25 protein-coding genes and 1 pseudogene are annotated in these 23603 nt (G+C 58.0%); 12 read left to right on the top strand and 14 right to left on the bottom strand.

What is annotated here, in order from left to right:
• Positions 1-486: 486 nt before the first annotated feature.
• Positions 487-648 (top strand): type II toxin-antitoxin system CcdA family antitoxin, encoded by a 162-nt coding sequence (locus tag J2Y56_RS24420; RefSeq protein ID WP_310353202.1) that lies wholly within the window; start codon positions 487-489, stop codon positions 646-648.
• A gap of 50 nt (positions 649-698) precedes the next feature.
• Here the strand turns inward: J2Y56_RS24420 and J2Y56_RS24425 are convergent, their stop codons facing one another.
• The 5 genes from J2Y56_RS24425 to J2Y56_RS24445 form a co-directional block, all read right to left on the bottom strand.
• Positions 699-998, bottom strand: coding sequence for a hypothetical protein (locus tag J2Y56_RS24425; protein WP_310353203.1), 300 nt, complete (start codon positions 996-998; stop codon positions 699-701).
• 187 nt (positions 999-1185) lie between these two features.
• The gene (locus J2Y56_RS24430; RefSeq protein ID WP_310353206.1) at positions 1186-1542 is read right to left on the bottom strand and encodes a hypothetical protein; all 357 of its coding nucleotides are present in this window, start codon (positions 1540-1542) and stop codon (positions 1186-1188) included.
• A 52-nt stretch (positions 1543-1594) separates the two neighbouring features.
• Positions 1595-1996, bottom strand: coding sequence for a DUF6957 family protein (locus tag J2Y56_RS24435; protein ID WP_310353209.1), 402 nt, complete (start codon positions 1994-1996; stop codon positions 1595-1597).
• 42 nt (positions 1997-2038) lie between these two features.
• Positions 2039-2767 carry a metallophosphoesterase family protein gene (locus tag J2Y56_RS24440; protein WP_310353211.1) on the bottom strand — a complete coding sequence of 243 codons (729 nt, stop codon included), beginning with the start codon at positions 2765-2767 and terminating at the stop codon, positions 2039-2041.
• A 17-nt stretch (positions 2768-2784) separates the two neighbouring features.
• Positions 2785-3255: a hypothetical protein gene (locus J2Y56_RS24445; RefSeq protein ID WP_301157951.1), complete on the bottom strand. Its 471-nt coding sequence runs from the start codon at positions 3253-3255 to the stop codon at positions 2785-2787.
• 322 nt (positions 3256-3577) lie between these two features.
• Here J2Y56_RS24445 and J2Y56_RS24450 point away from each other — a divergent pair, with 322 nt between their 5' ends.
• The gene (locus J2Y56_RS24450) at positions 3578-4081 is read left to right on the top strand and encodes a helix-turn-helix domain-containing protein (protein ID WP_310353216.1); all 504 of its coding nucleotides are present in this window, start codon (positions 3578-3580) and stop codon (positions 4079-4081) included.
• 74 nt (positions 4082-4155) lie between these two features.
• Here J2Y56_RS24450 and J2Y56_RS24455 read toward each other — a convergent pair whose 3' ends face one another.
• Together J2Y56_RS24455 and J2Y56_RS24460 are read right to left on the bottom strand one after the other, a co-directional pair.
• Positions 4156-5076 (bottom strand): DUF808 domain-containing protein, encoded by a 921-nt coding sequence (locus J2Y56_RS24455; protein ID WP_310353219.1) that lies wholly within the window; start codon positions 5074-5076, stop codon positions 4156-4158.
• A gap of 551 nt (positions 5077-5627) precedes the next feature.
• Positions 5628-5954 (bottom strand): annotated as a pseudogene (locus tag J2Y56_RS24460) (calcium:proton antiporter); the annotation flags it as partial.
• Between the two features lie 298 nt (positions 5955-6252).
• Between J2Y56_RS24460 and J2Y56_RS24465 the strand changes: the two are divergent.
• From J2Y56_RS24465 to J2Y56_RS24475, 3 genes are all read left to right on the top strand, one after another.
• Positions 6253-7335 (top strand): BMP family ABC transporter substrate-binding protein, encoded by a 1083-nt coding sequence (locus J2Y56_RS24465; RefSeq protein ID WP_310353221.1) that lies wholly within the window; start codon positions 6253-6255, stop codon positions 7333-7335.
• A gap of 136 nt (positions 7336-7471) precedes the next feature.
• Positions 7472-8437 (top strand): 2-oxoglutarate and iron-dependent oxygenase domain-containing protein, encoded by a 966-nt coding sequence (locus J2Y56_RS24470; RefSeq protein WP_310353222.1) that lies wholly within the window; start codon positions 7472-7474, stop codon positions 8435-8437.
• Between the two features lie 81 nt (positions 8438-8518).
• Positions 8519-9472: an adenosine deaminase gene (locus J2Y56_RS24475; protein ID WP_310353224.1), complete on the top strand. Its 954-nt coding sequence runs from the start codon at positions 8519-8521 to the stop codon at positions 9470-9472.
• A 64-nt stretch (positions 9473-9536) separates the two neighbouring features.
• Here J2Y56_RS24475 and J2Y56_RS24480 read toward each other — a convergent pair whose 3' ends face one another.
• Together J2Y56_RS24480 and J2Y56_RS24485 are read right to left on the bottom strand one after the other, a co-directional pair.
• Positions 9537-10271: a helix-turn-helix transcriptional regulator gene (locus J2Y56_RS24480; protein WP_007945917.1), complete on the bottom strand. Its 735-nt coding sequence runs from the start codon at positions 10269-10271 to the stop codon at positions 9537-9539.
• 315 nt (positions 10272-10586) lie between these two features.
• The gene (locus J2Y56_RS24485) at positions 10587-11516 is read right to left on the bottom strand and encodes a LysR family transcriptional regulator (RefSeq protein WP_310353226.1); all 930 of its coding nucleotides are present in this window, start codon (positions 11514-11516) and stop codon (positions 10587-10589) included.
• A gap of 118 nt (positions 11517-11634) precedes the next feature.
• Between J2Y56_RS24485 and J2Y56_RS24490 the strand changes: the two genes are divergently transcribed.
• The 3 genes from J2Y56_RS24490 (at position 11635) to J2Y56_RS24500 (ending at position 13296) form a co-directional block, all read left to right on the top strand.
• A complete protein-coding gene (locus tag J2Y56_RS24490) occupies positions 11635-11928 on the top strand; it encodes a putative quinol monooxygenase (RefSeq protein ID WP_007945919.1) in 294 nt (97 codons plus the stop codon).
• Positions 11929-11961: 33 nt separating this feature from the next.
• Positions 11962-12975, top strand: a complete 1014-nt coding sequence (locus J2Y56_RS24495) for a zinc-binding alcohol dehydrogenase family protein (protein WP_310336701.1) — start codon at positions 11962-11964, stop codon at positions 12973-12975.
• 150 nt (positions 12976-13125) lie between these two features.
• The gene (locus J2Y56_RS24500) at positions 13126-13296 is read left to right on the top strand and encodes a hypothetical protein (protein ID WP_007947681.1); all 171 of its coding nucleotides are present in this window, start codon (positions 13126-13128) and stop codon (positions 13294-13296) included.
• Positions 13297-13304: 8 nt separating this feature from the next.
• Here the strand turns inward: J2Y56_RS24500 and J2Y56_RS24505 are convergent, their stop codons facing one another.
• Together J2Y56_RS24505 and J2Y56_RS24510 are read right to left on the bottom strand one after the other, a co-directional pair.
• Positions 13305-14501: a multidrug effflux MFS transporter gene (locus J2Y56_RS24505; protein WP_007947680.1), complete on the bottom strand. Its 1197-nt coding sequence runs from the start codon at positions 14499-14501 to the stop codon at positions 13305-13307.
• A gap of 123 nt (positions 14502-14624) precedes the next feature.
• Positions 14625-14822, bottom strand: coding sequence for a cation transporter (locus J2Y56_RS24510; protein ID WP_007947679.1), 198 nt, complete (start codon positions 14820-14822; stop codon positions 14625-14627).
• A gap of 147 nt (positions 14823-14969) precedes the next feature.
• Between J2Y56_RS24510 and J2Y56_RS24515 the strand changes: the two genes are divergently transcribed.
• The 3 genes from J2Y56_RS24515 to cueR all read left to right on the top strand — a co-directional run bounded on the left by J2Y56_RS24515 (position 14970) and on the right by cueR (position 18360).
• A complete protein-coding gene (locus tag J2Y56_RS24515) occupies positions 14970-15353 on the top strand; it encodes a hypothetical protein (RefSeq protein WP_007947678.1) in 384 nt (127 codons plus the stop codon).
• A gap of 203 nt (positions 15354-15556) precedes the next feature.
• Positions 15557-17950, top strand: a complete 2394-nt coding sequence (locus J2Y56_RS24520; protein ID WP_007947677.1) for a heavy metal translocating P-type ATPase — start codon at positions 15557-15559, stop codon at positions 17948-17950.
• Positions 17947-18360, top strand: a complete 414-nt coding sequence (cueR, locus tag J2Y56_RS24525; protein WP_007947676.1) for a Cu(I)-responsive transcriptional regulator — start codon at positions 17947-17949, stop codon at positions 18358-18360. Before J2Y56_RS24520 ends, cueR begins: the two co-directional genes overlap by 4 nt.
• Before the next feature lie 106 nt (positions 18361-18466).
• Here the strand turns inward: cueR and J2Y56_RS24530 are convergent, their stop codons facing one another.
• The 3 genes from J2Y56_RS24530 to J2Y56_RS24540 all read right to left on the bottom strand — a co-directional run bounded on the left by J2Y56_RS24530 (position 18467) and on the right by J2Y56_RS24540 (position 21973).
• Positions 18467-19360 carry a PA4780 family RIO1-like protein kinase gene (locus tag J2Y56_RS24530; RefSeq protein ID WP_310353231.1) on the bottom strand — a complete coding sequence of 298 codons (894 nt, stop codon included), beginning with the start codon at positions 19358-19360 and terminating at the stop codon, positions 18467-18469.
• 351 nt (positions 19361-19711) lie between these two features.
• The gene (locus J2Y56_RS24535; RefSeq protein WP_310353233.1) at positions 19712-20503 is read right to left on the bottom strand and encodes a helix-turn-helix transcriptional regulator; all 792 of its coding nucleotides are present in this window, start codon (positions 20501-20503) and stop codon (positions 19712-19714) included.
• Positions 20504-20695: 192 nt separating this feature from the next.
• Positions 20696-21973 (bottom strand): acetyl-CoA C-acetyltransferase, encoded by a 1278-nt coding sequence (locus J2Y56_RS24540; RefSeq protein ID WP_310353235.1) that lies wholly within the window; start codon positions 21971-21973, stop codon positions 20696-20698.
• Between the two features lie 275 nt (positions 21974-22248).
• Between J2Y56_RS24540 and J2Y56_RS24545 the strand changes: the two genes are divergently transcribed.
• Positions 22249-23601: a 3-oxoacyl-ACP reductase gene (locus tag J2Y56_RS24545; RefSeq protein ID WP_007947671.1), complete on the top strand. Its 1353-nt coding sequence runs from the start codon at positions 22249-22251 to the stop codon at positions 23599-23601.
• Positions 23602-23603 lie beyond the last annotated feature (2 nt).

Below are 23603 nucleotides of genomic sequence, written 5' to 3' on the forward strand. Positions count from 1 at the left end.
ACTCTTATCGTTGCTGTTAGTCATAAACATAACCGTTTGCCTATCCCTTATCGTAAGGGGGAAACGGTGTCCTGTCTTTCATGGGGCTCGTTCATTGACGCTCATAGCACTCTCAAAGAATTGGTTTACTAAATCTCCATTCGGCTCGAGTCCTACGAATCTTTAACAGGCTCCAAAAATTTTATTGAGCACGTCAGCCAGATGCATGAATCGAAATTGACCAGGCTCTGCACCTCCCAGCCGGTGGAAGGTCGACCTAAATCGAGAGTTAGCGCCTCCACACCCAATTACACACCCAATTACACCCATTTAATCTCTCTGTGGCGTTCTGCTTACGCGCTCATGACACTCTCTGAATCTTGAGGTCGAGTAAGCGGCTAGCCGTGCAGGCTGAAATATTGCAATCAGAAACGGTGTTATTGGCCGTATAAAATAGGATGCTCGCTAAAGTGTAAGCTTGCTTATCGCGTCTGAAGAGACAACACCATGCAGAGTGAGGAGGAAATTCAATTGGAGCTGGCTCTGGCCGAGGCACTGAGGCGGAAGCAGTTCGAGCAATGGCTGACAGCGAACCGCGAGGCCGTTAAAGCCTACAACGAATTCGTGGAGGCCCACGGCATCTTCAGCGACTTTGTACGAAGCTTTTGAAGCTTCAGCAAGTGTTGGGATTCCCCAAAAACGACTTTGAAAATGGACTGTCAGTCGTCTCCCCAAGGATCGAACTTGTCCCCGTACTTGGCATGCAAGGCGCGATTTCGTTTGATCTGCCAGATCCACGGATCGTAGTCATCGGGCAATGTGGCGAGCTTGGCGCTAATGACCATTTGCACTGTTTCATCGCGCAACAAGCGGCGAGTCAAATCGCGGCATTCCCCGAGCGTAGTAGCGCCATGTATGACATGATTTTCCTTCACGTAGAGGTCAGTCATACCCACACGCATGTGACCGTATTCCCTCACTTCATCAGGGTAAATGTCCTCCAAGCTGAGATGTCCCATATCGTGCTCCTGGGTGAAAAAACCGCTCGCAAATGAGTACTCAAGTGTTGTCCCAGGACACTTTGGATAGGCGTGCACCATCGATGAAATCGCCCCTGCGCGCCAGCGCCTTCAAAATCCAGGTGGTCACAGGTGATTTAGTGTGGGCATGACAATCGCCACGCTGGTGCGTTGCTGAATTTACACCTCAGTAACGCTCACCTGTCTGAAGAAACTCACGAAAACTTTTCCGTCCGACACCTCGCAGGAAACTTCCGAGGACGTAGTTGCCACTTCGAGTTTCAAGAAGCCAGAAACGTCCCTCTTTCCATGCTTTCTGAATTTTCCCTGTCCGCAGTAGACCGCCATCTGCTGGGCGAAAAGCGTCCCCTTGCTCAACATGATCGAAGGACACGCCATGGCATGCGTCATTTGCGATGAAGGCATCGCTGATGAATGCAGTGACCGGTACCGAATATTTTCGGATGCTCGCTCGCCCAAGGCGGCACAACTGAAAGTCGGTCAACTCTTTGCTATGAAATTCGAGCTCGATGATTTCAGACATCTCAAAAAGGCTCCAAAACGAATCCAAATGAATTGCTGGCGCGTTTCACGCGTCAGGCCGACATTGAAAAAGCTGCCCCCACCGTGGCCTCTTTTCTCTGACCCGAACCCCAAAGCAGGTAGACCGTATTTTTGGTTTCAAACATGCAGCCGTAAATGAAAGAAACTCCGAAATTGCTTCGCACCCACATCTTGGGTTGAAAACGCCCCCTGCTGTCCATGACTATCTCGTGAGCGAATAGCGTCATGGGAAGCAGACCGAGGTTCGTAAGCTTTTCCATTTCCTCAGGTGTCACAGTGAGGTCAATCAAGATCCACTGCCGCACAACACAAAACGCCTTGCCAGGAAAAATTTTCGCTGCCAGGGAAATCAAGTCCTCCTGAGAGCCCTGCCAGCCGGCCGATCCCTCCCCAACTCCGTAGAGGAGCTGGGAGATTTCTTCTAACGTCACCATCTGCGATCCTCAAAATTATGGAGTGGTGGAAAATCGCCAGATTCAAACCTCGATAATTAAATGGGGATCGAAGCCGGTGCGCTGCCCTGGATAGCCGCGTGGATTTGAAACCACGCGGCATCCATTTTTGGTGAAGCTTGCAGCCACATGAGTGTGGCCATACACCCAAAGATGTGCCTTCTCCAACAGATCCGACCAGTCGTTCGCATAGGACGCCGCCAAGTGGCCCTCAACGTCTTCAGAAAGATAGTCCGGTGTTGGCGCATGATGGGTGATCACCACTGTTTTACCGTCAAAGGGCTTTTCCAATTCTTGAGTTAGCCAGCTATAAGCCATCCTCGATCTGGCAATCAGATCAGCAGGACGCAAGCGGCGATAATTCATGTCAGCTCTGATCACGCGGAAATCCGTCATCCACTCCCGCGCGGTGCGGGTCGCTGCTTCGACATCTTCAGTCGAGGTGTAATCCGTCCACCCTGTAGTAACCAGAAAACGTGTCTGATCCAAAATCAGAGCCTCATTTTCCAGCACATGCACATGCGGTAATGCCGCCTCCTGCATCTTGCGCAACGTGTGATCGATATGGCCACCGTAGTACTCGTGATTTCCGCAGACGTAGATCACCGGACACTGGAACGTTTCGTTCGCCCATTTCATTCCCCTCGACTTCAAATCGATGTCACCCGCGAGGATGACCACGTCCGCATCGCTTGGGGCGGGATCGAAACGAGAGAACTCATTGTGCAGATCCGAAAAGATTTGGAGTTTCATAGAGGTCGCCGTTTTGTTCAGTGCTCCGCGCATTCCTGAGCTGGTGAATGAGCAGTCTTCGTATCCTCATAGATCATGCGAGTGTTGATGACTGAACGAGCGTCGAGAATATCTGCAGCACGGCTGTAAACAGCTCCGCTTGCAACTTTGTGAAGCAACAAGACGCGCTTACCGTTTTGGTCGTATCCGACGAACAGGCTAATTAGCTTTTCCATACGTACTGAATTGCTTCCGTTCAGTCGAGGTGAGGTCACGACCTGAACCTCCTCCACTGAGAATGTTGAATCTTGCGCCGCGAGCACATCGGACAGCATGGACACGTTCGCGGGCATCACCTTCTTGGTGCGGTGCTTGCTCCCTTCATAGAAGCGGACGGTCACGTAATAAAAAGGATCCACAGATTCAAACTGCACCATTCTCCAAGCAATACGGTCAGGGCCAAGAGAGTCTGGCTCACTGTCTATGTAAGACTCATGAGTAATAAACATTTCGCGATTTCCTTCCTATCCCGCGCAGTGAGTAATCTCGTGTTGACTCACTGACAACCTTTCCAAGATTTGGCTTTCTGCCGATCCAAATCGAGGCCACCTCAATGCTGGAGGGATCCTCGTTTTGTGGTGGGCTTGCTACAAACCCCAATCAAAAAGCGCCTGACAATACATGTGATATGTTCGGTGCTCAGGTGGCTGAGGCAGCCTGCTATCTACCTAAAAGACTCCAAACCTATGACTGTGCGGCACTGCTTTGAGGAGGTGTCACCCTGTTTTTCCGATACTACCACCAAACATGGTTTATCGGAACACCAGCGTTATGGCTCTATCCTCGCTTTTAGGGCAGATCATGTCGCTCAAAAATGAGATTGCCGGAGCGATCAGGGCAATCAGGAAAATCCGAGGCCTTGACTACGGTGACTTGGCTGATGTCAGTGCAAAAGCAAACATCGGAAAGCTGGAGCAAGGAAAGAGCAACATCACGCTTGCGAAATTGACCGAACTCGCAGAAGCACTTCAGTTCGATCCTGTTGCTCTGATGGCCCTCTGTGTCGCCATCCAGAATGATGAACCCACTGACATCACCCTAAAGCGAGCACGTGCTGAACTTGACTCATTCAGAGCTGAGGGAGGTGAGGAGCTTTTCAGAAGTCAGTTTGTGGGCAAAGAACTGAAGAAGAGGTCTCCGGGGAAACCTGGGAATACCAAGAATGCTGATGCTGTCAGAGAGCTTAGGGCTTCAGGATTGAGTCAGGCAGAAGTAGCGCAGCGACTTGGGCTGGCAAGATCGACGGTGTTTCGCTACTGGCAGCAAACTACGTAACGCATTTGCAGGAGAAAGGGGGTGGTATCTGAAAGCCCCATATATTGGAAGTCATGCAATGGTCAGTGCATGTGCTAGCGTGCTGCTTTGTTGGAAATGTTCGAGATGATTTTAACCAACGCAACAACCGCCATGCCGACCAAAGCGCCAATTACACAGTGAAATCCCAGGGTCACAGCTAGCTCCCAATTTCTCGCACCCTCTACGACTCCATCTACAAAGTGCGTGAGAGGCTCGATGCCGTCCGTAACGAAAGTACCTCCTACCAAAAACATCGCAATGGTGCCGATCCAGGACAGAGATTTCATCAATATAGGCGCAGCAGAGAGAAGTATTCCCCCCAGCGTTCTGACGAATGTCCCCCATGTTCCTTGCGCGCGCGTTTTTTCAAGAACAAGGCCTGCGTCATCCATCCGGACAATACCCGCGACCAAACCATATACACCGATAGTCATCACGATAGCGATGATCACCAATGTCAGGATCTGCTGCAGCAGAGATGCCTCAGCGACGATGTTCAGGGTTATGACAATGATTTCAGCGCTGAGAATAAAATCAGTACGAATCGCTCCACTGACCTTTCGTTTTTCAAACGCAGCCATCTCTTCTGGGCTTTTGGGCTTCTTAGGCTTTTGCGTATCGATCCCATTGCTACGATTACGAGTCAGCTTTTCCTTTATCGCCTCGAATCCTTCGTAGCAAAGGTATGCGCCACCGGCCATAAGCAACCAGTGAACAGCTCCTGGCAGCACAGCATTCAGAATCAGAGCACAAGGGACAAGTATGGCTTTGTTTCTCATTGACCCTTTGAAAACAGCCCATACAACGGGAAGCTCACGATCAGCTTTCATCCCAATAACCTGTTCAGCATTCACAGCTAGGTCATCGCTGAGGACGCTCGCTGATTTTTTCGCAGCGACCTTACTCATGAGGGAGATGTCATCGAGCAGCGTGGCGATGTCGTCAAGAAGTGCGAACAGGCTACTTCCAGCCATTTGAAATCCTTGAGTTGAGCGGACGATCAACAAGCAGATAGATCGAATTCGGGATCACCCAACCGACCAAACAGAGCTGATCGGGTTCATTCCGATCACGAGCTGACTTGAACTTCTATAGCGCCCGGTAGTTTCACAGCGTTTCGTACTAGACCTCCCGTGGCGAATGCCGTTCGATCAAGACTTCGCACGGATGGGAATTACATCGCTTTCCGGATCACAGCTTACAAGGTAGGCGGTGAGCCCCATTGACGCCTCCAAGGTTCGAAAAAGCCGTTACCGCTTGAGAAGTCGCCTCGCGGTTAATGCGGGTGGCATTCAGAAATGCGCAGTATTAGCGAGTGACGTCCGAGGGTTTTGACACTGCCTTTTGACACCTTCTCTCGCCAGAACGAAAAACGACGTTTCACCAGTTTTCGGCAACACCTTCAAGAGCAACCAGCGATTCAAACCCAGGATTCATTGGGGTATCTAGAGATATGGGCGCCAAGCATTCATTCTGCCCACATCAGATGAGCTTTCTTTTTTGATACCAGAATGGGGACTGTCTACAAAATCACCGCCGAGTAAATCGTGTCGCGCACAAGGGTAGACGAGGCTTCGTTGCTCATCATGATCGCCAGGATCACCACTTCCACCAGCACCGCCGCCAACGTCAGGATCATCGTGCCGTAAGGATCGCCGACTTTTTCCGCCAGCAACTCGGCGTGATGGGCGACGCGCATGGAGGCGGCGACGATGAACGCAATCAACACCAGGCCGACAGCCAGCGCGACCGGTTGGCCGCTGTGGAGCATCCAGTGCTCCAGCGGGTACGCGACGACGGCGGCGAGCACGGCCAACAGCAGAAATGTTTCTTGCTTGAGGAGTGAGAGCATTGCGGGCCTTTTTGCGCAGTGGAGCGAAATCAGTGCGATGAGCTACAGACTGCGGTGCGGCGCTAACGTTTCGTTACACCTTAGCGCACCAGTGGATGGCAGCAGTGCGACGCCATGCACTTTTATTGGCCGCACTGGCCTCACCGCGAGCAGGCTCGCTCCCACATTGGAATGCGGTCCCCTGTGGGAGCGAGCCTGCTCGCGATGGCCGTGACACGGTCCCAAGCTGTTTGTTGTCTTGTTGGTCAGCAATTTGCATTGGCCTTTCCAACCTCAAAACAAAATGGAGTTGGAATTCATGCATACACGTCCGTTGAAGAAGCTGCTGATTGCCGTCGCCGCAGCCATCGGCCTGAGCGCCAGTCTGACCGCCAGCGCCGCCGACCCGCTGAAAGTCGGCTTCGTCTACATCGGTCCGATCGGTGACCACGGCTGGACGTATCAGCATGAACAGGGGCGCAAGGCGTTGGCCGAAAAATTCGGCGACCAGATCATCACCAACTATGTGGAGAACGTCGCCGAAGGCGCCGACGCCGAGCGGGTGATCCGCAACATGGCCAAGGACAACTACGACCTGATCTTCACCACCTCCTTCGGCTACATGAACCCGACCCTGAAAGTGGCGAAGCAATTTCCCAAGGTGACCTTCGAACACGCCACCGGCTACAAGCAGGACAAAAACCTCGGCACCTATCTGGCGCGCACCTATGAGGGTCGCTACGTCGGCGGCTTCCTCGCGGCGAAGATGACCAAGACCAAAAAGATCGGCTACGTCGCCTCCTTCCCGATCCCGGAAGTGATCCGCGACATCAACGCCATTCAACTGGCCCTGAACAAGTACAACCCCGGCACCGAGATCAAGGTGGTGTGGGTCAACTCCTGGTTCGATCCGGGCAAGGAAGCTGACGCCGCCAACGCGCTGATCGACCAGGGCGTGGACGTGGTGTTCCAGCACACCGACAGCCCGGCGCCGATCCAGGCGGCTGAACGTCGCGGCGTGTTTGCCGTCGGCTACGCGTCGGACATGGCGCACTTCGGGCCGAAAGCGGTATTGACTTCTATCGTCAACGACTGGGGCCCGCACTACATTCAAGCGACCCAAAGCGAACTTGATCACTCCTGGAAGTCACAGGATTACTGGGGCGGTTTGAAAGAAGGCACGGTTGAACTGCCGATCAGTGATCTGGTGCCAGCGCCGGTGAAAGCCGAAGCCGAGCAGATCATTGCGGACATCAAGAGCGGCGCGTTCCACCCCTTCACCGGACCGATCAAGGATCAGGCGGGGGTCGAGAAATTTGCGACAGGCGCGATGGCAAGCAATGCAGACCTGGCGTCGATGAACTACTACGTTGAAGGCATGAAAGCCGATATTCCGAAGTAACCTACCTTCCATGATCGTTCCCATGCTCTGCGTGGGAATGCAGCCCGGGACGCTCCGCGTCCCAAGAGCGGATGCAGAGCGTCCATTGAGGCATTCCCACGCAGAGCGTGGGAACGATCAATATAGAGTCTACGAAATGAACCAACTCCCGATCATCGACATCGCCCCGCTCTACAGCGATGACCAAACCGCCTGGCATTCCATCGCCCGCCAAATCGATCACGCCTGCCGCGAATGGGGCTTTTTCTACATCAAGGGTCACCCGGTTTCCGCAGCACGCATCGCCGCCCTGCTCGACCACGCCCAACGCTTTTTCGCCCAACCCACCGCCGAAAAGCTCAGGATCGACATCACCCAAACCCGCCACCATCGTGGCTACGGCGCCATCGCCACCGAACAACTCGACCCGAGCAAACCCAGCGATCTGAAGGAAACCTTCGACATGGGCCTGCACCTGCCGGCCGATCATCCCGACGTGCTGATGGAAAAACCCTTGCGCGGCCCGAACCGTCATCCGTCGCTACCCGGCTGGGAGGCGCTGATGGAACAGCACTACGCCGACATGCAGGCGCTCGCCCAAACGCTGTTGCGGGCAATGACGCTGGCACTGGGCATCGAGCGGGATTTTTTCGACAGCCGTTTCAACGAACCGGTCAGCGTCCTGCGGATGATCCATTACCCGCCGCGCCACACCGCCAGTTCCGCTGAGCAACAAGGCGCCGGCGCCCATACCGATTACGGCTGCATCACCCTGCTGTATCAAGACGCCGCCGGCGGCCTGCAAGTACGAAACGTCAAAGGCGAATGGATCGACGCGCCACCGATTGAAGGCACCTTCGTGGTCAACCTCGGCGACATGATGGCGCGCTGGAGCAACGACCGGTACCTGTCGACACCGCACCGGGTGATCAGCCCCCTGGGCGTCGACCGTTATTCGATGCCGTTCTTTGCCGAGCCGCACCCCGACACACGCATCGAATGCTTGCCCGGTTGTCAGGATCAAATGCACCCGGCGAAATACCCGTCCACCACCTGCGCCGAATTTTTGCTTTCGCGCTTCGCCGATACCTACGCCTATCGACGGGAACAGGAAGGGGTGTGATCAACCATCTGTCAGTTATTGCAAAATGTTTCCACAGGAATCTGCAGAATGCTCCCCATTTGCACCTGATGAGAAAAGACTATGTACGACTGGCTGAACGCCCTGCCCAAGGCAGAATTGCATTTGCACCTCGAAGGCTCGCTGGAGCCTGAGTTGCTGTTCGCCCTGGCTGAACGCAACCAGATCGCCCTGCCGTGGAGCGACGTCGAAACCCTGCGCAAAGCGTACGCCTTCAACAACCTGCAAGAGTTTCTCGACCTGTATTACCAGGGCGCCGACGTGCTGCGCACTTCGCAGGACTTCTACGACCTGACCTGGGCGTACCTGTTGCGTTGCAAGGCGCAGAACGTCATTCACACTGAACCGTTCTTCGACCCGCAAACCCACACTGACCGTGGCATACCGTTCGAAGTGGTGCTCAATGGCATCGCTGCCGCCTTGAAGGACGGCGAGCAACAACTGGGCATTACCAGCGGTTTGATCCTGAGCTTCCTGCGCCACTTGAGCGAAGAAGAAGCACAGAAAACCCTCGATCAGGCGCTACCGTTCCGCGATGCGTTTGTAGCCGTGGGCCTGGACAGTTCGGAAATGGGACACCCGCCAAGCAAGTTCCAGCGCGTGTTTGACCGTGCACGTCACGAAGGCTTCCTGACCGTTGCCCACGCTGGCGAAGAAGGCCCGCCGGAATACATCTGGGAAGCCCTCGACCTGCTGAAAATCCAGCGCATCGACCATGGCGTGCGCGCCATCGAAGACGAGCGTTTGATGCAGCGGATCATCGACGAGCAGATCCCGCTGACCGTGTGCCCGTTGTCGAACACCAAACTCTGCGTGTTCGATCACATGTCCCAACACAACATCCTCGACATGCTTGAGCGTGGCGTGAAAGTGACCGTGAACTCCGATGACCCGGCGTACTTCGGCGGGTATGTGACCGAGAACTTCCATGCGCTGTACACCGACCTGGGCATGACCCAGGATCAGGCCAAGCGCCTGGCGCAAAACAGCCTGGATGCGCGATTGATCAAACCATAAGCCACACCGCATACACCCTGTGGGAGCAGCCTGGCTCCCACAGCGGCTGGATGATGCTTCATCCCTAAAGCGCCATCTCCAACTCGGTTTCCTTCGCGAAGCGATGGATCTCACGCTGTCCCGCGGCGGTGACCTGCAAGGCGCGGGATTCATTGGGCAGGCTCAGCCAGCCCGATTGCATGAACAGCTGCAACAGGGCCGCGCCCAGTGAACCGCCCATGTGGGGGCGTCTTTCGCTCCAGTCGGGACATGCGCAGGCCACTCGGCTGTTGCGATGCGCCAGCGCCTGGATGAACACGCCACGTGTCGCCAATTGGGTGGAACCTTTGTGGGTAATCATGACCCGCTTTTCGATCTGTTCGATCCAGCCTGCATCCAGCAATCGCTGGTAAAGGTCGGCGGCCAGAGTACCGCCCAAATGGTCGTCGCACAGCCTGGCTCGCAGCAGTGACGAAGGCGCGGTCTGAGGTTTGGCGATAGGGTTGGGGCGCTTGAAAACATCCGGGACCTCTCTTGGTGTACTGGCCAGGGTCGCACTGGCCAATGCCTCGATGGCCGCACCGACTTCGGGGGCTGCCAGGCGGAAAAATCGCTTTCGCCCACGGATTTCAACTCTCAACAGACCGCCTGCGGACAATCGTCCCAGGTGTGCGCTGGCCGAAGAGGGTGACAGGCCGGCCAACAATGCCAGCTCTTCGGTTTGCCGCGCCGTGCCGTCCATCAAGGCCCACATCATTGCGCTGCGCTTTGGGTCAGCCAGCAACGTGGCGATCTGGCTGATGCAAGGTGCATGTTCCATGTATTCACTCCCTGTTGAATCGTTTCGTCTGCTGCTCAGAGACATCTTGACCAGTAATGTGTCGTCGGCCAAGCCGCGGAAACCGCCATAAGCCGGGCAAGGCACTCCACGCCCCGATGCCAAGGCTTCGCAGTCAGGGCGAAGGTCGGTGATTGAGCGGGGGCCATGCCGACTGTAACGCGGACTCGCCATCGCGAGATTGACGGTGCGTACATGAGGCGGGCGCTAGTATAAGCGGGTTGACCGCCGGATCCTGCCCCTGGGAAACCGTGGGTGCTGATAGTTGCTGACAGAAATTTCGCTATTTACCTGCGACTAATGATCGATGCCCGATATCGTCGGAAATTGGCTGCTTAAATGAGCACATCGGCTGGCAAGCATTTCCCGTAACAGGTTCACAGGCTTACTCAATTGTGCGCGATGGGCGCACAGCAAATTCAGAGGTGCGCGCTCACAGAGCAGCTCTGGCATCAGCACTTTCAGCCGCCCGGCGAGCACATCGGCGGCGACATCGAGCCAGGATTTGTAAGCGATCCCTGCGCCTGCAACCGCCCACAACCGCACCACATCGGCATCGTCACTGAAACGGTCACCGCTGACGGTCAGGCCGATTTCACGTTTGCCGTCATGAAAACTCCAGTGATCGTGGACCCGGCCGCCGAGCATGAACAATAAGCAATTGTGCTGAGCCAGTTGCTCCAGCTGCCGGGGCTCCCCGTGTCTGGCGAGATAGCCCGGCGCGGCGCACAGGACCCGGCGGTTCTGCGGGGCGATGGGCAGCGCCACCAGGCTTGAGTCCTCCGGTTCGCCATAGCGCAGGGCGATGTCGACCGGTTGGCGGAACAGGTCGGCGATACGGTCGCCCAGCAATAGCCGCACGGTCAGTTTCGGATGCTCACGCTGAAACTCGTCCAGCCACGGCAACAACAGGTTGCGGCCAAAGTCCGACGGCGCGGACAGCTGCAAAATCCCGCTGACTTGATCCTGACCACTGGCCAGCAATCGACGCCCCTCATCTAGATTACTCAGGGCCGCCCGGGCATATTCCAGAAAGCCCTCGCCTTCGGCCGTCAGGCGCAGGCTTCGGGTGGAGCGGGCGAGCAAACGTGCGCCAAGTTGCTGTTCGATGCGCTTCAACGCCGCACTGGCCACTGCCGCCGACATGTCCATCACCCGCGCCGCCGCCGACAGGCTCCCCAGATCCGCAGCCCGGACAAACAGCTGCAAGTCATCAAAACGCAGCATCTCCAGCCTCGATTATCAAAAAAATATTGAAAGAGACTGCTCTTTTAGCGGGTTTTATCTTGCTGCGAAATAGCCAATCATCTGCCCCATCGAATTCCTCACACTCCCGGAGTCGTCCATGTCCCAGCCATTTACCGCCATTGCCACGCTCATCGCCAAAGCCGGCCAACAAGACACTCTTGAACAGCACCTGCGCGCGCTGGTGGAACCGACCCGCGCCGAGGCCGGTTGTGGTCAATACGATCTGCACCAGGACCTCGCCAACCCGCAGGCCTTTTACATGATCGAGCAGTGGAGCAGCGACGAAGCCCTGCAAGCGCATGACGCCAGCGCCCACATCCAGAATTTCCGCGCCAAGGCCGGCGATTTTCTCGAACACTTCGACCTCAAGCGCCTGCGTACCGTGGCCTGATTCCTTTCTTTATTTCGCTCAGGAATTCCCTAGATGAAAGCTATTGCTTACTACAACTCGTTGCCGATCAGCGACGAAAAATCACTGCAAGACATCGAGCTGCCAGAACCGGTTGCCGGTTCCCGCGACCTGTTGGTGGACGTCAAAGCCATCTCGGTCAACCCGGTGGACACCAAGGTCCGCCAGAACGTCCAGCCTGAAGAAGGCGCGGCCAAGGTGCTGGGTTGGGACGTGGCCGGTGTGGTCAAGGCCGTCGGCAGCGAAGTGACCTTGTTCAAAGTCGGCGACAAGGTCTTCTACGCGGGCTCCATCGCCCGCGCAGGGGGTAACAGCGAACGCCATGTGGTGGATGAGCGGATCGTTGGCCACATGCCCAAAACCCTCGGTTTCGCCGATGCCGCCGCGCTGCCGCTGACCGCGATTACTGCCTGGGAACTGCTCTTCGAACGTCTGCAAGTGCACGAAGGCAACACCGATGAAGGCCAACGCCTGCTGATCGTCGGCGCGGCCGGTGGGGTGGGTTCGATCCTTACGCAACTGGCCAGTCAGCTCACCGGGCTCAATGTCATCGGCACCGCCTCCCGTCCACAAACCCAGAGCTGGGTACGTGAACTGGGCGCCGACCTGGTGATCGATCACAGCCAACCGCTGAGCGAGGAGCTCAAGCGTGCCGGTGTGGATTACGTGACCCATGTCGCCAGCCTGACCGAAACCGATCATCACCTGGACCAATTGGTCGAGGCGCTGGCGCCGCAAGGCAAGCTGGCGTTGATCGATGATCCCAAGTCGCTGGACGTGACCAAGCTCAAACGCAAGAGCCTGTCGCTGCACTGGGAGTTCATGTACACCCGCTCGCTATTCGAAACTGCGGACATGATTGAGCAACACCGTTTGCTCAACCGTATCGCCGGGCTGATCGACGCCGGCACACTGAAAACCACGGTCGGCGAGCACTTCGGCACCATCAACGCGGCCAACCTGCGCCGTGCACATGCGTTGCTGGAGAGTGGCAAGGCCAAGGGAAAAATTGTGCTGGAAGGGTTCTGAAACAAGTTGAAACAGTGTCGTTCAGGAATGGACGACACCGTCAGTCTGACAGTTGACCGCTGTCACAATAGCGATCGTATTCGGGTCTACAATCGAATCCTCTGCGGCATATTCTTTACGTAGCATCTTTTACGAGAGGAGAGATCAGCAATGAAGATCCTGATAAAAGAAGTGGCTAAATCACAATGGCAGGTCCGTCTGGACCAGCTTGCCGTGACATTCCGCAGCGAAGCCGAAGCACTGGCCTTTACCCGAACCCTCGAAGCACGCCTGTACGCCCCCCATCAAATTCCCGGTCACCAGCAGCGCGCTGCTGGCTGAATCCGCCCTCAGACCTGGGCTTGCGCCAACGCCCGGGCAGTTTGCAAACGCCGGGTGAGCATCGCCATGCTCACCACCAACACTGCGCACAAGCTGATGACCATCGCCATCGGCATGGCGCTGCCATCGTGCAAAACACCGACCAGCGCAGCGGCTCCGGCCGCGACGGTGAATTGCAGGCAGCCGAGCATCGCCGATGCACTGCCGGCGCGGGCGCCCTGCCCGTTCATGGCACACGCCGACGCGTTGGGGAGGATACAGCCGAGGCTGGAAATACATATAAACAGCGGAATCAGCAATGGCCACAAATGCTCGGGTCGCAGCGCACTGACGGCAAGAAGCGTCAGACCGGCAATCAGGTAGACCCACACGGCACGTGCCAGCAAAAATGCCGGGCCACGCTTGGCCAGCAATCGTGCGTTGACTTGCGCCACCAGAATGAACCCCGCCGCGTTGGTGCCGAACAGCCAGCCGAAATGCTCGGCCGGTACACCGTAGAGTTTGATGAACACGAACGGTGAACCGGCGATGTAGGAAAACATCCCGGCGATGGCGATACCACCGGTCAGGGCGTGGCCGAGAAATACCCGATCTGACAACAGGCGACCGTACTGCCTGAAAGCCCCCGACAACGGCTGACGCGGCACATGCGCGGGCAGGCTCTCCGGCAACCCGAGGGCCACGGCCAATCCCGCCAAAGCGCTGAAACCGGTCAACACCAGAAAGATCGACTGCCAACCCGTGGTGTTGACCAACACGCCACCGAGCATCGGCGCGAGAATCGGCGCCAGCCCCATGACCAGCATCAGTTGCGAATAAACTTTCGCCGAACCCACGGCATCACATTTGTCGCTGACCACCGCACGGGAAATCACCATCCCGGCACAACCGCCTAACGCCTGGACAAAACGCGCGCCGATCAACCATTCAAGGTTCGGTGCATAGGCGCAGGCCAACGAAGCCAGGGTGAATAAACCGACCCCGGTCAGCAACGGAATACGCCGCCCGAAACGATCGGCCACCGGGCCGTAGGCCAGTTGACCAATCGACAAACCGAGGAAATACGCCGCCAACGTCAGTTGAACGTGTTTTTCATCGGTGCCGAAGGCGAGCGCCATCGCCGGGAAGGCCGGCAAATAGAAATCGATCGCCAGCGGACCGAAAGCGCTCAGGGCGCCAAGAATCAAAATGGTACGGAAATTCATCAGGCATCCAGTTGGACATGAGTCGTCAGGCCGACAGTCTAGCGGTGCATGAACGCCTTGAACATAACGATAGCTTGCTAACTAACAAAATTCTGCCGAATGGATGCAGGGATTTGCGCTGGGTCAGGCGACTTTGATCTCGTAGCCTTCTTCAGTGATCGCGGCGATCACTTGCTCGGTCGTCAGCGCGCTTTCAACCCCGACTTCCCTGGCAGCCAGATCGACCCGCACACTGGCCGCCGGATCTTTGGCTTGCAGCGCCTGGGTAATGGCTTTGACACAGTGACCGCAAGACATGCCCTGAACGTTGAACACTTGCATGGTGTGGCTCCTTTATTGAGGTTGCGAGCAGTCTCGAGCTTGCCACCATGGCAAGGTCAAGTTCTTCAACAATCTGCCGGGCTGGCAATCGGCGTCGCGCTCGGCCAAGCTGCGGGCATCAATGACTCGACTTCAGGAGATTCAGCCATGCGCTGGTCAGCTCTCAGCCTGTTTGGCTTCCTCAGCCTCTTTGCCGCGACACCTTCGGTTCACGCGGCCGGGGAAAACTATGGCGTACTGATCATTTCCCGCGAGCGCCTGGAAGTTTCAACCTCCTGCGAGATCGGTGTGTACATCCAGGACGAACTGTCTGCACGACTGTTCCAGGAGCAAAGCACCTCGTTCAACCTGCCGCCGGGCAATGTGTCCTTGCGCCTCAAACTGCTGCCGGGACAGATGCCGGGATGCAACCCGGGCATGCTGGTACCCGCCGCGCAGAACATCGTGCTCAAGGCCGGCGATGTATTGAAGTACCGGATTGCGATGTCGCAGGAAGGGATGTACCTCAAGCCCGCCATTCTCGACTACTGACAAAAATCCTGTGGGAGCGGGCTTGCCCGCGATGATGGCGGCACATTCGACATCACATCGACTGAGGCACCGCTATCGCGGGCAAACCGGATCGCCGCACCGCCGTTCCCTCACTTAGTCTGCGGCAATTAGCAGACTGGCGCTTGACCTTGCCCGCATGGCAAGGTTGATCCTGTAGGCAACTACTACAGGGAGTGCGACCGATGTCCGAATCCACCACATTCGACCTGCCAATTGCCGGCATGACTTGCGCCAGCTGCGCCGGGCGTGTCGAGCGAGCCTTGAGCAAAGTCATCGGGGCCTCCGCCGTCAGCGTCAACCTGGCCACCGAACAGGCCCGCGTCCAGGCGCCCAGCGACAGCTTGCCTGCGTTGATGGATGCGGTTGAGCAGGCTGGTTACAGCGTACCGCAGCACAGCCTGGAACTGAGCATCGACGGCATGACGTGCGCCTCGTGTGTCGGCCGGGTCGAGCGTGCATTGTCCAAGGTGCCGGGGGTCAAGAACGTCAGCGTCAACCTGGCCAACGAACGCGCCCACCTCGAACTGCTTGGCCACGTCGATCCGCAAAGCCTGATCGCGGCGGTGACCAAAGCGGGCTACTCCGCCAGCGTCCGGGAAGTCGAAAACCCGCCAACCGATACTCAACAACAACGCCTGCACCGTGAGCGCTGGGCGTTGATCATGGCCATCGTCCTCGCCTTGCCGCTAGTCCTGCCGATGCTGCTGCAACCGTTCGGCGTGCACTGGATGCTTCCTGCCTGGGTTCAATTTGCGCTGGCAACGCCGGTGCAATTCATCTTCGGTGCGCGCTTTTATGTGGCCGCCTGGAAAGCCGTGCGCGCCGGGGCCGGGAACATGGATTTGCTGGTCGCCCTCGGTACCAGCGCCGGTTACGGCCTGAGTGTTTACGAATGGGCCACCGCCGCCGGACGCATGCCGCACTTGTATTTCGAAGCCTCGGCGGTGGTGATTGCATTGGTGCTGTTGGGCAAGTACCTGGAAAGCCGCGCCAAACGCCAGACCGCCAGCGCCATTCGCGCCCTCGAAGCCTTGCGCCCGGAGCGGGCGATTCAGGTGATCGATGGTCGCGAGCAGGACGTCGCCATCAGCGCTTTGCGTCTCAATGATCTGGTCATGGTCAAACCCGGCGAACGCTTCCCGGTGGACGGCGAAGTGGTCGAAGGTCAGAGCCACGCCGACGAAGCGCTGATCAGCGGCGAAAGCCTGCCGGTGCCCAAACAACCGGGGGACAAGGTCACCGGTGGCGCGATCAACGGTGAAGGCCGATTGCTCGTTCGCACCCAGGCCTTGGGCGCGGAAACTGTGTTGGCGCGCATCATTCGTCTGGTCGAAGATGCCCAGGCCGCCAAGGCACCGATTCAGAAACTGGTGGATAAAGTCAGCCAAGTGTTCGTGCCTGCCGTTCTGTTGATCGCATTGGCGACGTTCATCGGTTGGTGGCTGTACGGCGCGCCGATTGAAACAGCCTTGATCAATGCCGTCGCGGTGTTGGTGATTGCCTGCCCGTGTGCGCTGGGGCTAGCGACACCGACAGCCATCATGGCCGGCACCGGCGTGGCGGCACGCTACGGGATTCTGATCAAGGATGCCGAAGCGTTGGAGCGCGCCCATGAAGTCAGTGCGGTGGTGTTCGACAAGACAGGCACACTGACGTCAGGCGCACCGCGCATTGCTCACCTGACGGCCATCGACGGTGATGAAGAAGCCCTGCTGCAACACGCCGGCGCGCTGCAACGTGGCAGCGAACATCCGTTGGCCAAGGCAGTGCTGGACGCTTGCTCCGAACGTGGATTGACCGTGGCCGATGTCAGCAACAGTCAATCACTGACAGGCCGAGGGATCGCTGGCACGCTTGAGGGTCGTCGACTGGCATTGGGTAATCGGCGTCTATTGGAAGAAAGTGGTTTAAACGCTGGCTCGTTGGCGGGCTCGGCAACAGCCTGGGAAACCGAGGGCCGAACCCTCTCCTGGCTGATCGAGCAAAGCCCGGAATCGAAAGTGCTCGGCCTCTTTGCCTTTGGCGACACCCTTAAACCCGGCGCCCTGCAAGCCGTGCAACAACTCAGTGCGCGGAACATCAGCAGCCACCTGCTGACCGGCGACAATCGCGGCAGCGCCAACGTCGTTGCCCAGGCATTGGGCATCACGGATGTGCATGCCGAAGTGCTGCCTGCCGACAAAGCCGCCACCGTCGCCGAGCTGAAAAAAACCGGCGTGGTGGCGATGGTTGGCGACGGCATCAACGACGCTCCGGCCTTGGCGGCGGCGGACATCGGCATCGCCATGGGTGGCGGCACCGACGTGGCCATGCACGCGGCCGGGATCACCCTGATGCGCGGTGATCCACAGCTGGTGCCGGCAGCGCTGGAGATCAGCCGCAAGACGTACGCGAAGATCCGCCAGAACCTGTTCTGGGCCTTCGTCTATAACCTGATCGGCATACCGCTGGCGGCGTTCGGCTTCCTCAACCCGGTGCTGGCCGGTGCGGCCATGGCGTTGTCGAGCGTCAGTGTGGTGAGCAATGCGTTACTGTTGAAAACCTGGAAGCCCAAGGACTTGGAGGACAATCGATGAACATCGGCCAAGCAGCCCGGCAAAGCGGCCTGAGCGCGAAGATGATCCGTTACTACGAGTCCATCGGCCTGCTCAAGGCCGCCCATCGCACCGACAGCGGCTACCGTGTTTACGGCGACGACGATATGCACACCTTGGCTTTCATCAAGCGCTCCCGGGACCTGGGGTTTTCACTGGAAGAGGTCGGCAAGCTGCTGACCCTCTGGCAGGACCGCCAACGCGCCAGCGCCGATGTGAAGGCCCTGGCCCGTCAGCACATCGACGAACTGAACCAGAAGATCCGCGAACTCGGCCAACTGCGCGACACCCTGCAAGACCTGGTCGAACATTGCCAGGGCGACCATCGCCCCGACTGCCCGATCCTCAAGAACCTGGCATCGGGTTGCTGTGCCGGACCTGTTCGTACCTGATCCGATCCCACAGTAATTTTGCTGCAGACAGAAAATCTGCGCATCGCATCGATTTATTGTGTGTTGCACAAAAAACCCGGCCGAAGCCGGGTTTTTGTTTAGCGGGTCACTGCATCCAGGGCGGAGGCGACTCTTCGGCTTTGCTCGGTGGCGCGTCGTCAGCAGCGCGGATCGCTTGCTTACGCTCTTCGTCCAGCCGTGCGGCCTCGATTTCGCGAATGATCCCGCCAACGTCGGCCAACTCTTCCGGCTCGTCGAACTCCCCGGTCAACATACTGGCCGGGTGCAAGGTGCCGGCTTCGTACAACGCCCACATTTCCTTGGCATATTTGGTCTTTTTCAACTCCGGCGCAAATCGCCCGAAATAAGACGCCATGTTGCCCACGTCCCGCTCCAGCATGTTGAACGCGTGGTTGTTGCCCGCCGCATCTACCGCCTGAGGCAAGTCGATGATGACCGGGCCGTCCGGCGTCAACAGCACATTGAATTCGGACAGGTCACCGTGCACCAGGCCGGTACACAACATCAGCACGATCTGCGAGATCAGGAACGCGTGATATTCGCGCGCCTGGTCCGGCTCCAGCACCACGTCGTTCAGACGCGGAGCGGCGTCGCCGTATTCATCGGCCACCAGCTCCATGAGCAGTACGCCTTCGAGGAAGTCATACGGTTTGGGCACCCGCACACCGGCACCAGCCAGACGGAACAAAGCCGCCACTTCGGCGTTCTGCCACGCGTCTTCGGTTTCTTTCTTGCCGAACTTGGAGCCCTTGGCCATCGCACGAGCCTGTCGGCTGTTGCGTACCTTGCGGCCTTCCTGATACTCGGCCGCCTGACGGAAACTGCGTTTATTCGCCTCCTTGTAAACCTTCGCGCAACGTAACTCGTTGCCGCAGCGCACCACATAAACAGCTGCTTCTTTACCACTCATGAGTGGGCGCAGCACCTCGTCGACCAGACCGTCCTCGATCAGGGGTTCAATGCGTTTTGGAGTCTTCATCAGCTTTTATTGTGGGTCCTTTATTACCAAACACGCGAAAGTCATTCGTTATACGGCAATCCAGTCGTTCGGGGGAGGGGTTGCCGACCTATGAACGTCGTGAAGCACGCAATGTGCCGGATTAATCACTCATCCGCCGCCGGTCGTCAACAACCGGCCGAGATCATAGCCGAGCCAGCGATCTTTGTTGGTAAAGGGTTTTGAATGTATTTACGACAGGAGCTTACATAAATGCCCATCCCACTCGTAGGAATTTTCCAACCAGTCTTCAATTTCCTCCATCGAATAGCCGAAGTCATCGGGGCAAAGGTATTTATCCGACAATTGTTCCTACAGTCACGCCGCTACACTCTATTGCTTGAAGAGTTCGCCGGGGGTAAACCCGAACAGGCCTTTGAATGCGGCAATAAACGCCGACGTGGAATCATACCCACACGCCAGCGCAGCATTGGTCACGCTGTCGCCCTCCTCCAGCAAACTCAACGAAGACAACAGCCGCATCCGCTGGCGCCAGCCGCGAAAGCTCAACCCGGTCTCACGCTGAAACAGGCGCATCAGGGTCTTTTCCGACGTCCCCAAGCGCTCCGCCCAGAGCTGCAATGTCACGTTCTGCTCGGGACTTTCAATCAGCTCGTTGCACAACCCCAGCAGCCGCTCATGCCGTGGCAACGGCAGGGAAAACCCTACCTCGGGCAAGTTCGCCAACTGATCCAGCAACACATTCACCAACCGCGCTTCCTGGCTGTTGCCCTGTGAGTATTCCACGGGCAGCAAGCAAAAACTCTTGATCAGCTCCCGCGCCAGCGGTGTGACTTCCAGCACGCGGCAGCGCCCGTCTGCCCACTCACAATCCTCACGGCGCACGTACAGACTGCGCATTTCAGCGCGCATCGACGTCACGACCTGATGCTCCAGGTCCGCCGGAATCCAGATGCCCCACTGCGGCGGCGCAAAGAAACTGCCTTCGGCAGTGTGCACACCGAGAACACCGCTGATGGCATAGGAAAACTGCACCCAATCGTGGCGATGCGGCGGTGTCCATGAGCCGGCATTCAGGCTTTCTACTCGCGCGAATAGCGGGCGCGGCAGCACAGACAGTGTCGGAATGGTTCGTTCGAGGGAGATTTGTCCGTTAGTCGGCATCAAGTAGCCTTGTGTCGCAAGAGGGCTGATGGGGCCGACGTTAGGCCAAGTCATCAATTTCTACAAACACATTCCCTGTGGGAACGGGCTTGCCCGCGATAGGGGCCGCACATTCGACAACTCTATTGCCAGATACACCGCTATCGCGGGCAAGCCCGCTCCGACAGGTTCCGGTTTCTGCCAGTGCAATCTTCAGCGCTCGATAATCGCGGTGACACCCTGGCCTCCGGCCGCGCAGATCGAAATCAATCCCCTGCCCTTACCCGCCGCATCCAGCAACTTCGCCAGGTTGGCGACAATACGCCCGCCCGTCGCCGCAAAAGGATGCCCCGCCGCCAGTGAACTGCCTTTGACGTTGAGGCGGCTGCGGTCAATGGAGCCCAGCGGCGCATCAAGACCGAGGCGGGTTTTGCAATAGTCAGGATCTTCCCAGGCCTTCAACGTGCAGAGCACCTGCGCGGCGAAGGCCTCGTGGATTTCGTAGTAATCGAAGTCTTGCAAGGTCAGGCCATTACGCGCCAGCAATCGCGGCACCGCATACACCGGCGCCATCAACAGGCCCTCTGCACCGTTGACGAAATCCACCGCCGCCGCTTCACCGTCACGCAGGTACGCTAGGATCGGCAGGCCACGTTCTTTGGCCCACTCTTCACTGCCCAGTAACACCAGCGACGCGCCATCGGTGAGGGGCGTGGAGTTGCCCGCCGTCATCGTTCCCTTGGCGCTTTTTTCGAAAGCCGGTTTCAGCTTGGCGAGTTGTTCCAGGGTCAGGTCCGGGCGCAGGTTGTTGTCGCGGGTCAGGCCGAGGAACGGTGTCATCAGATCGTTGTGCCAGCCTTCGGCATAGGACGCGGCCAGATGACGATGGCTTTCCAGTGCCAGTTGATCCTGTTCTTCCCGGGAAATGTGCCAGGTCTGCGCCATCAGCTCGCAATGTTCGCCCATGGACAAACCGGTGCGGGGTTCGCCATTGCGCGGAAATTCCGGAATCAGGTGCCGGGGCCGCAATTGCAGGAATGTTTTCAGTTTATCGCCGGTGGTCTTGGCCCGATTGGCTTGCAGTAGGATCCGGCGCAGGCCTTCACTGACACTGATTGGCGCATCGGAGGTGGTATCGACACCACCGGCAATGCCGCAATCGATCTGCCCCAGGGCGATCTTGTTTGCCACCAGCAACGCCGCTTCCAGCCCGGTGCCGCACGCCTGCTGGATGTCATAGGCCGGCGTTTCGGGTGACAGCCGCGACCCGAGCACACACTCGCGGGTCAGGTTCATGTCCCTCGACAGCTTGAGCACTGCGCCCGCGACCACTTCGCCCATGCGCAGGCCGTGCAGATTGTAGCGCTCGATCAAACCTTCGAGCGCTGCGGTGAGCATCGCCTGGTTACTGGCGGCGGCATACGCCCCATTGGAACGGGCGAACGGAATACGGTTACCGCCGATAATCGCGACGCGGCGCAGCTGAGTCATGAAAAGCTCCTTGTGAAATGTCTGAAAACAACACCGCCCCCTGTGGGAGCGGGCTTGCCCGCGATTGCGGTAGATCGGCCAACAAATATGTTGGATGTGCTGGCCCCTTCGCGGGCAAGCCCGCTCCCACAGTTTTCTGCATCCCCCCGCAAGTTCTGCTAAACCCAAGCTCCAACTACTCTGCAATGTTCAAGCGTAGGCCTTATCTCGTGGATCGAACGACTGATTGCCATTCGTGGTCCACACTTTGAACCCCAGCTGCCGGAGCACGTTCCATGTCTGACCGTTATATCGACTTCGCCAATTCGTCCATCGGCCATCGCCTGGTCGGGGCCCTGGGTCTGCCGTCGCCGGTCCGCCTGGAGCGCTGGCAGGCAGGCCGGCTGCGACCTGTCGAAGGGGCGTTGTTGATTGGCGGGGGGCCATTGGCTGAGAAAGTCAGTGCTTTCGCCAATCGCCTGACCGACGCGATTTACAGCTACGGCACCGAGCCGTCACTGGCCACCGCGTGGATTCCCGGCCACGGTCCGAAACTTAAAGCCGTGGTGTTCGATGCCAGTGACCTGGAGCAAACCGGGCAGCTAAAACAGCTGCGCGAGTTCTTCCAGCCGCTGATGAAAAACCTCGATCACTGCGCGCACCTGGTGATTCTGGGCCGTGCGCCAGAAACCTTGAGCGACCCATTCGCCGCCAGCGCCCAGCGCGCACTGGAAGGTTTCAGCCGTTCGCTGGCCAAGGAACTACGCAGCGGTGGCACCTTGCAGTTGATCCATGTCGGCGACGGTGCCGAGGATCAACTGGAAGGGCCGCTGCGGTTTTTCCTTTCACCTAAAAGCGCGTTTGTGTCCGGGCAAGTAATCCGGTTGAAGGCGTGCGACACACCGGTTCAGGACTGGACGCGACCGCTGGCCGGACGCAAGGCGTTGGTGACCGGCGCAGCGCGCGGCATCGGCGCCTCGATCGCCGAGACCCTGGCCCGTGACGGCGCCGACGTGATCCTGCTCGACGTGCCGCCCGCCAAAACCGATCTCGACGCCCTCGCCGCTCGCCTCGGCGGGCGCAGCGTCACTCTGGATATTTGCGCTGAAGACGCCGCCGCACAGTTGATCGAACAACTGCCTGACGGTGTGGACATCGTCGTCCACAACGCCGGGATCACCCGCGACAAAACCCTGGCCAACATGACCCCGGAATTCTGGGACGCGGTGCTCGCGGTCAACCTCAATGCGCCGCAAGTGCTGACCAAGGCCCTCCTCGACAGCGGCACCTTGCACGACAACGGCCGAGTGATTTTGCTGGCCTCCATCAGTGGTATCGCCGGCAATCGCGGGCAAACCAACTACGCCGCGAGCAAGGCCGGGCTGATCGGGCTGGCGCAAGCCTGGGCGCCGTTGCTGGATCAGCGTGGGATCAGCATCAACGCAGTCGCGCCGGGGTTTATTGAAACGCAGATGACCGCGCACATCCCGTTTGGCTTGCGTGAAGCGGGCCGCCGCATGAGTTCACTCGGCCAGGGCGGCTTGCCGCAAGACGTCGCCGAAGCCGTGGCCTGGCTGGCGCAACCGGGCACCGGCGCGTTTACCGGGCAAGCATTGCGTGTCTGTGGACAAAGTGTCCTGGGGGCCTAGTG

It is taken from the genome of Pseudomonas sp. BE134, from assembly GCF_031456105.1.
Classification (GTDB): domain Bacteria; phylum Pseudomonadota; class Gammaproteobacteria; order Pseudomonadales; family Pseudomonadaceae; genus Aquipseudomonas.

What these genes read in the sequence shown, in the direction of transcription:
- J2Y56_RS24420 (WP_310353202.1), top strand. Translation starts at nt 487, where the DNA reads ATGCAGAGTGAGGAGGAAATTCAATTGGAGCTGGCTCTGGCCGAGGCA.
- J2Y56_RS24425 (WP_310353203.1), bottom strand. Translation starts at nt 998, where the DNA reads ATGGGACATCTCAGCTTGGAGGACATTTACCCTGATGAAGTGAGGGAA.
- J2Y56_RS24430 (WP_310353206.1), bottom strand. Translation starts at nt 1,542, where the DNA reads ATGTCTGAAATCATCGAGCTCGAATTTCATAGCAAAGAGTTGACCGAC.
- J2Y56_RS24435 (WP_310353209.1), bottom strand. Translation starts at nt 1,996, where the DNA reads ATGGTGACGTTAGAAGAAATCTCCCAGCTCCTCTACGGAGTTGGGGAG.
- J2Y56_RS24440 (WP_310353211.1), bottom strand. Translation starts at nt 2,767, where the DNA reads ATGAAACTCCAAATCTTTTCGGATCTGCACAATGAGTTCTCTCGTTTC.
- J2Y56_RS24445 (WP_301157951.1), bottom strand. Translation starts at nt 3,255, where the DNA reads ATGTTTATTACTCATGAGTCTTACATAGACAGTGAGCCAGACTCTCTT.
- J2Y56_RS24450 (WP_310353216.1), top strand. Translation starts at nt 3,578, where the DNA reads ATGGCTCTATCCTCGCTTTTAGGGCAGATCATGTCGCTCAAAAATGAG.
- J2Y56_RS24455 (WP_310353219.1), bottom strand. Translation starts at nt 5,076, where the DNA reads ATGGCTGGAAGTAGCCTGTTCGCACTTCTTGACGACATCGCCACGCTG.
- J2Y56_RS24465 (WP_310353221.1), top strand. Translation starts at nt 6,253, where the DNA reads ATGCATACACGTCCGTTGAAGAAGCTGCTGATTGCCGTCGCCGCAGCC.
- J2Y56_RS24470 (WP_310353222.1), top strand. Translation starts at nt 7,472, where the DNA reads ATGAACCAACTCCCGATCATCGACATCGCCCCGCTCTACAGCGATGAC.
- J2Y56_RS24475 (WP_310353224.1), top strand. Translation starts at nt 8,519, where the DNA reads ATGTACGACTGGCTGAACGCCCTGCCCAAGGCAGAATTGCATTTGCAC.
- J2Y56_RS24480 (WP_007945917.1), bottom strand. Translation starts at nt 10,271, where the DNA reads ATGGAACATGCACCTTGCATCAGCCAGATCGCCACGTTGCTGGCTGAC.
- J2Y56_RS24485 (WP_310353226.1), bottom strand. Translation starts at nt 11,516, where the DNA reads ATGCTGCGTTTTGATGACTTGCAGCTGTTTGTCCGGGCTGCGGATCTG.
- J2Y56_RS24490 (WP_007945919.1), top strand. Translation starts at nt 11,635, where the DNA reads ATGTCCCAGCCATTTACCGCCATTGCCACGCTCATCGCCAAAGCCGGC.
- J2Y56_RS24495 (WP_310336701.1), top strand. Translation starts at nt 11,962, where the DNA reads ATGAAAGCTATTGCTTACTACAACTCGTTGCCGATCAGCGACGAAAAA.
- J2Y56_RS24500 (WP_007947681.1), top strand. Translation starts at nt 13,126, where the DNA reads ATGAAGATCCTGATAAAAGAAGTGGCTAAATCACAATGGCAGGTCCGT.
- J2Y56_RS24505 (WP_007947680.1), bottom strand. Translation starts at nt 14,501, where the DNA reads ATGAATTTCCGTACCATTTTGATTCTTGGCGCCCTGAGCGCTTTCGGT.
- J2Y56_RS24510 (WP_007947679.1), bottom strand. Translation starts at nt 14,822, where the DNA reads ATGCAAGTGTTCAACGTTCAGGGCATGTCTTGCGGTCACTGTGTCAAA.
- J2Y56_RS24515 (WP_007947678.1), top strand. Translation starts at nt 14,970, where the DNA reads ATGCGCTGGTCAGCTCTCAGCCTGTTTGGCTTCCTCAGCCTCTTTGCC.
- J2Y56_RS24520 (WP_007947677.1), top strand. Translation starts at nt 15,557, where the DNA reads ATGTCCGAATCCACCACATTCGACCTGCCAATTGCCGGCATGACTTGC.
- cueR (WP_007947676.1), top strand. Translation starts at nt 17,947, where the DNA reads ATGAACATCGGCCAAGCAGCCCGGCAAAGCGGCCTGAGCGCGAAGATG.
- J2Y56_RS24530 (WP_310353231.1), bottom strand. Translation starts at nt 19,360, where the DNA reads ATGAAGACTCCAAAACGCATTGAACCCCTGATCGAGGACGGTCTGGTC.
- J2Y56_RS24535 (WP_310353233.1), bottom strand. Translation starts at nt 20,503, where the DNA reads ATGCCGACTAACGGACAAATCTCCCTCGAACGAACCATTCCGACACTG.
- J2Y56_RS24540 (WP_310353235.1), bottom strand. Translation starts at nt 21,973, where the DNA reads ATGACTCAGCTGCGCCGCGTCGCGATTATCGGCGGTAACCGTATTCCG.
- J2Y56_RS24545 (WP_007947671.1), top strand. Translation starts at nt 22,249, where the DNA reads ATGTCTGACCGTTATATCGACTTCGCCAATTCGTCCATCGGCCATCGC.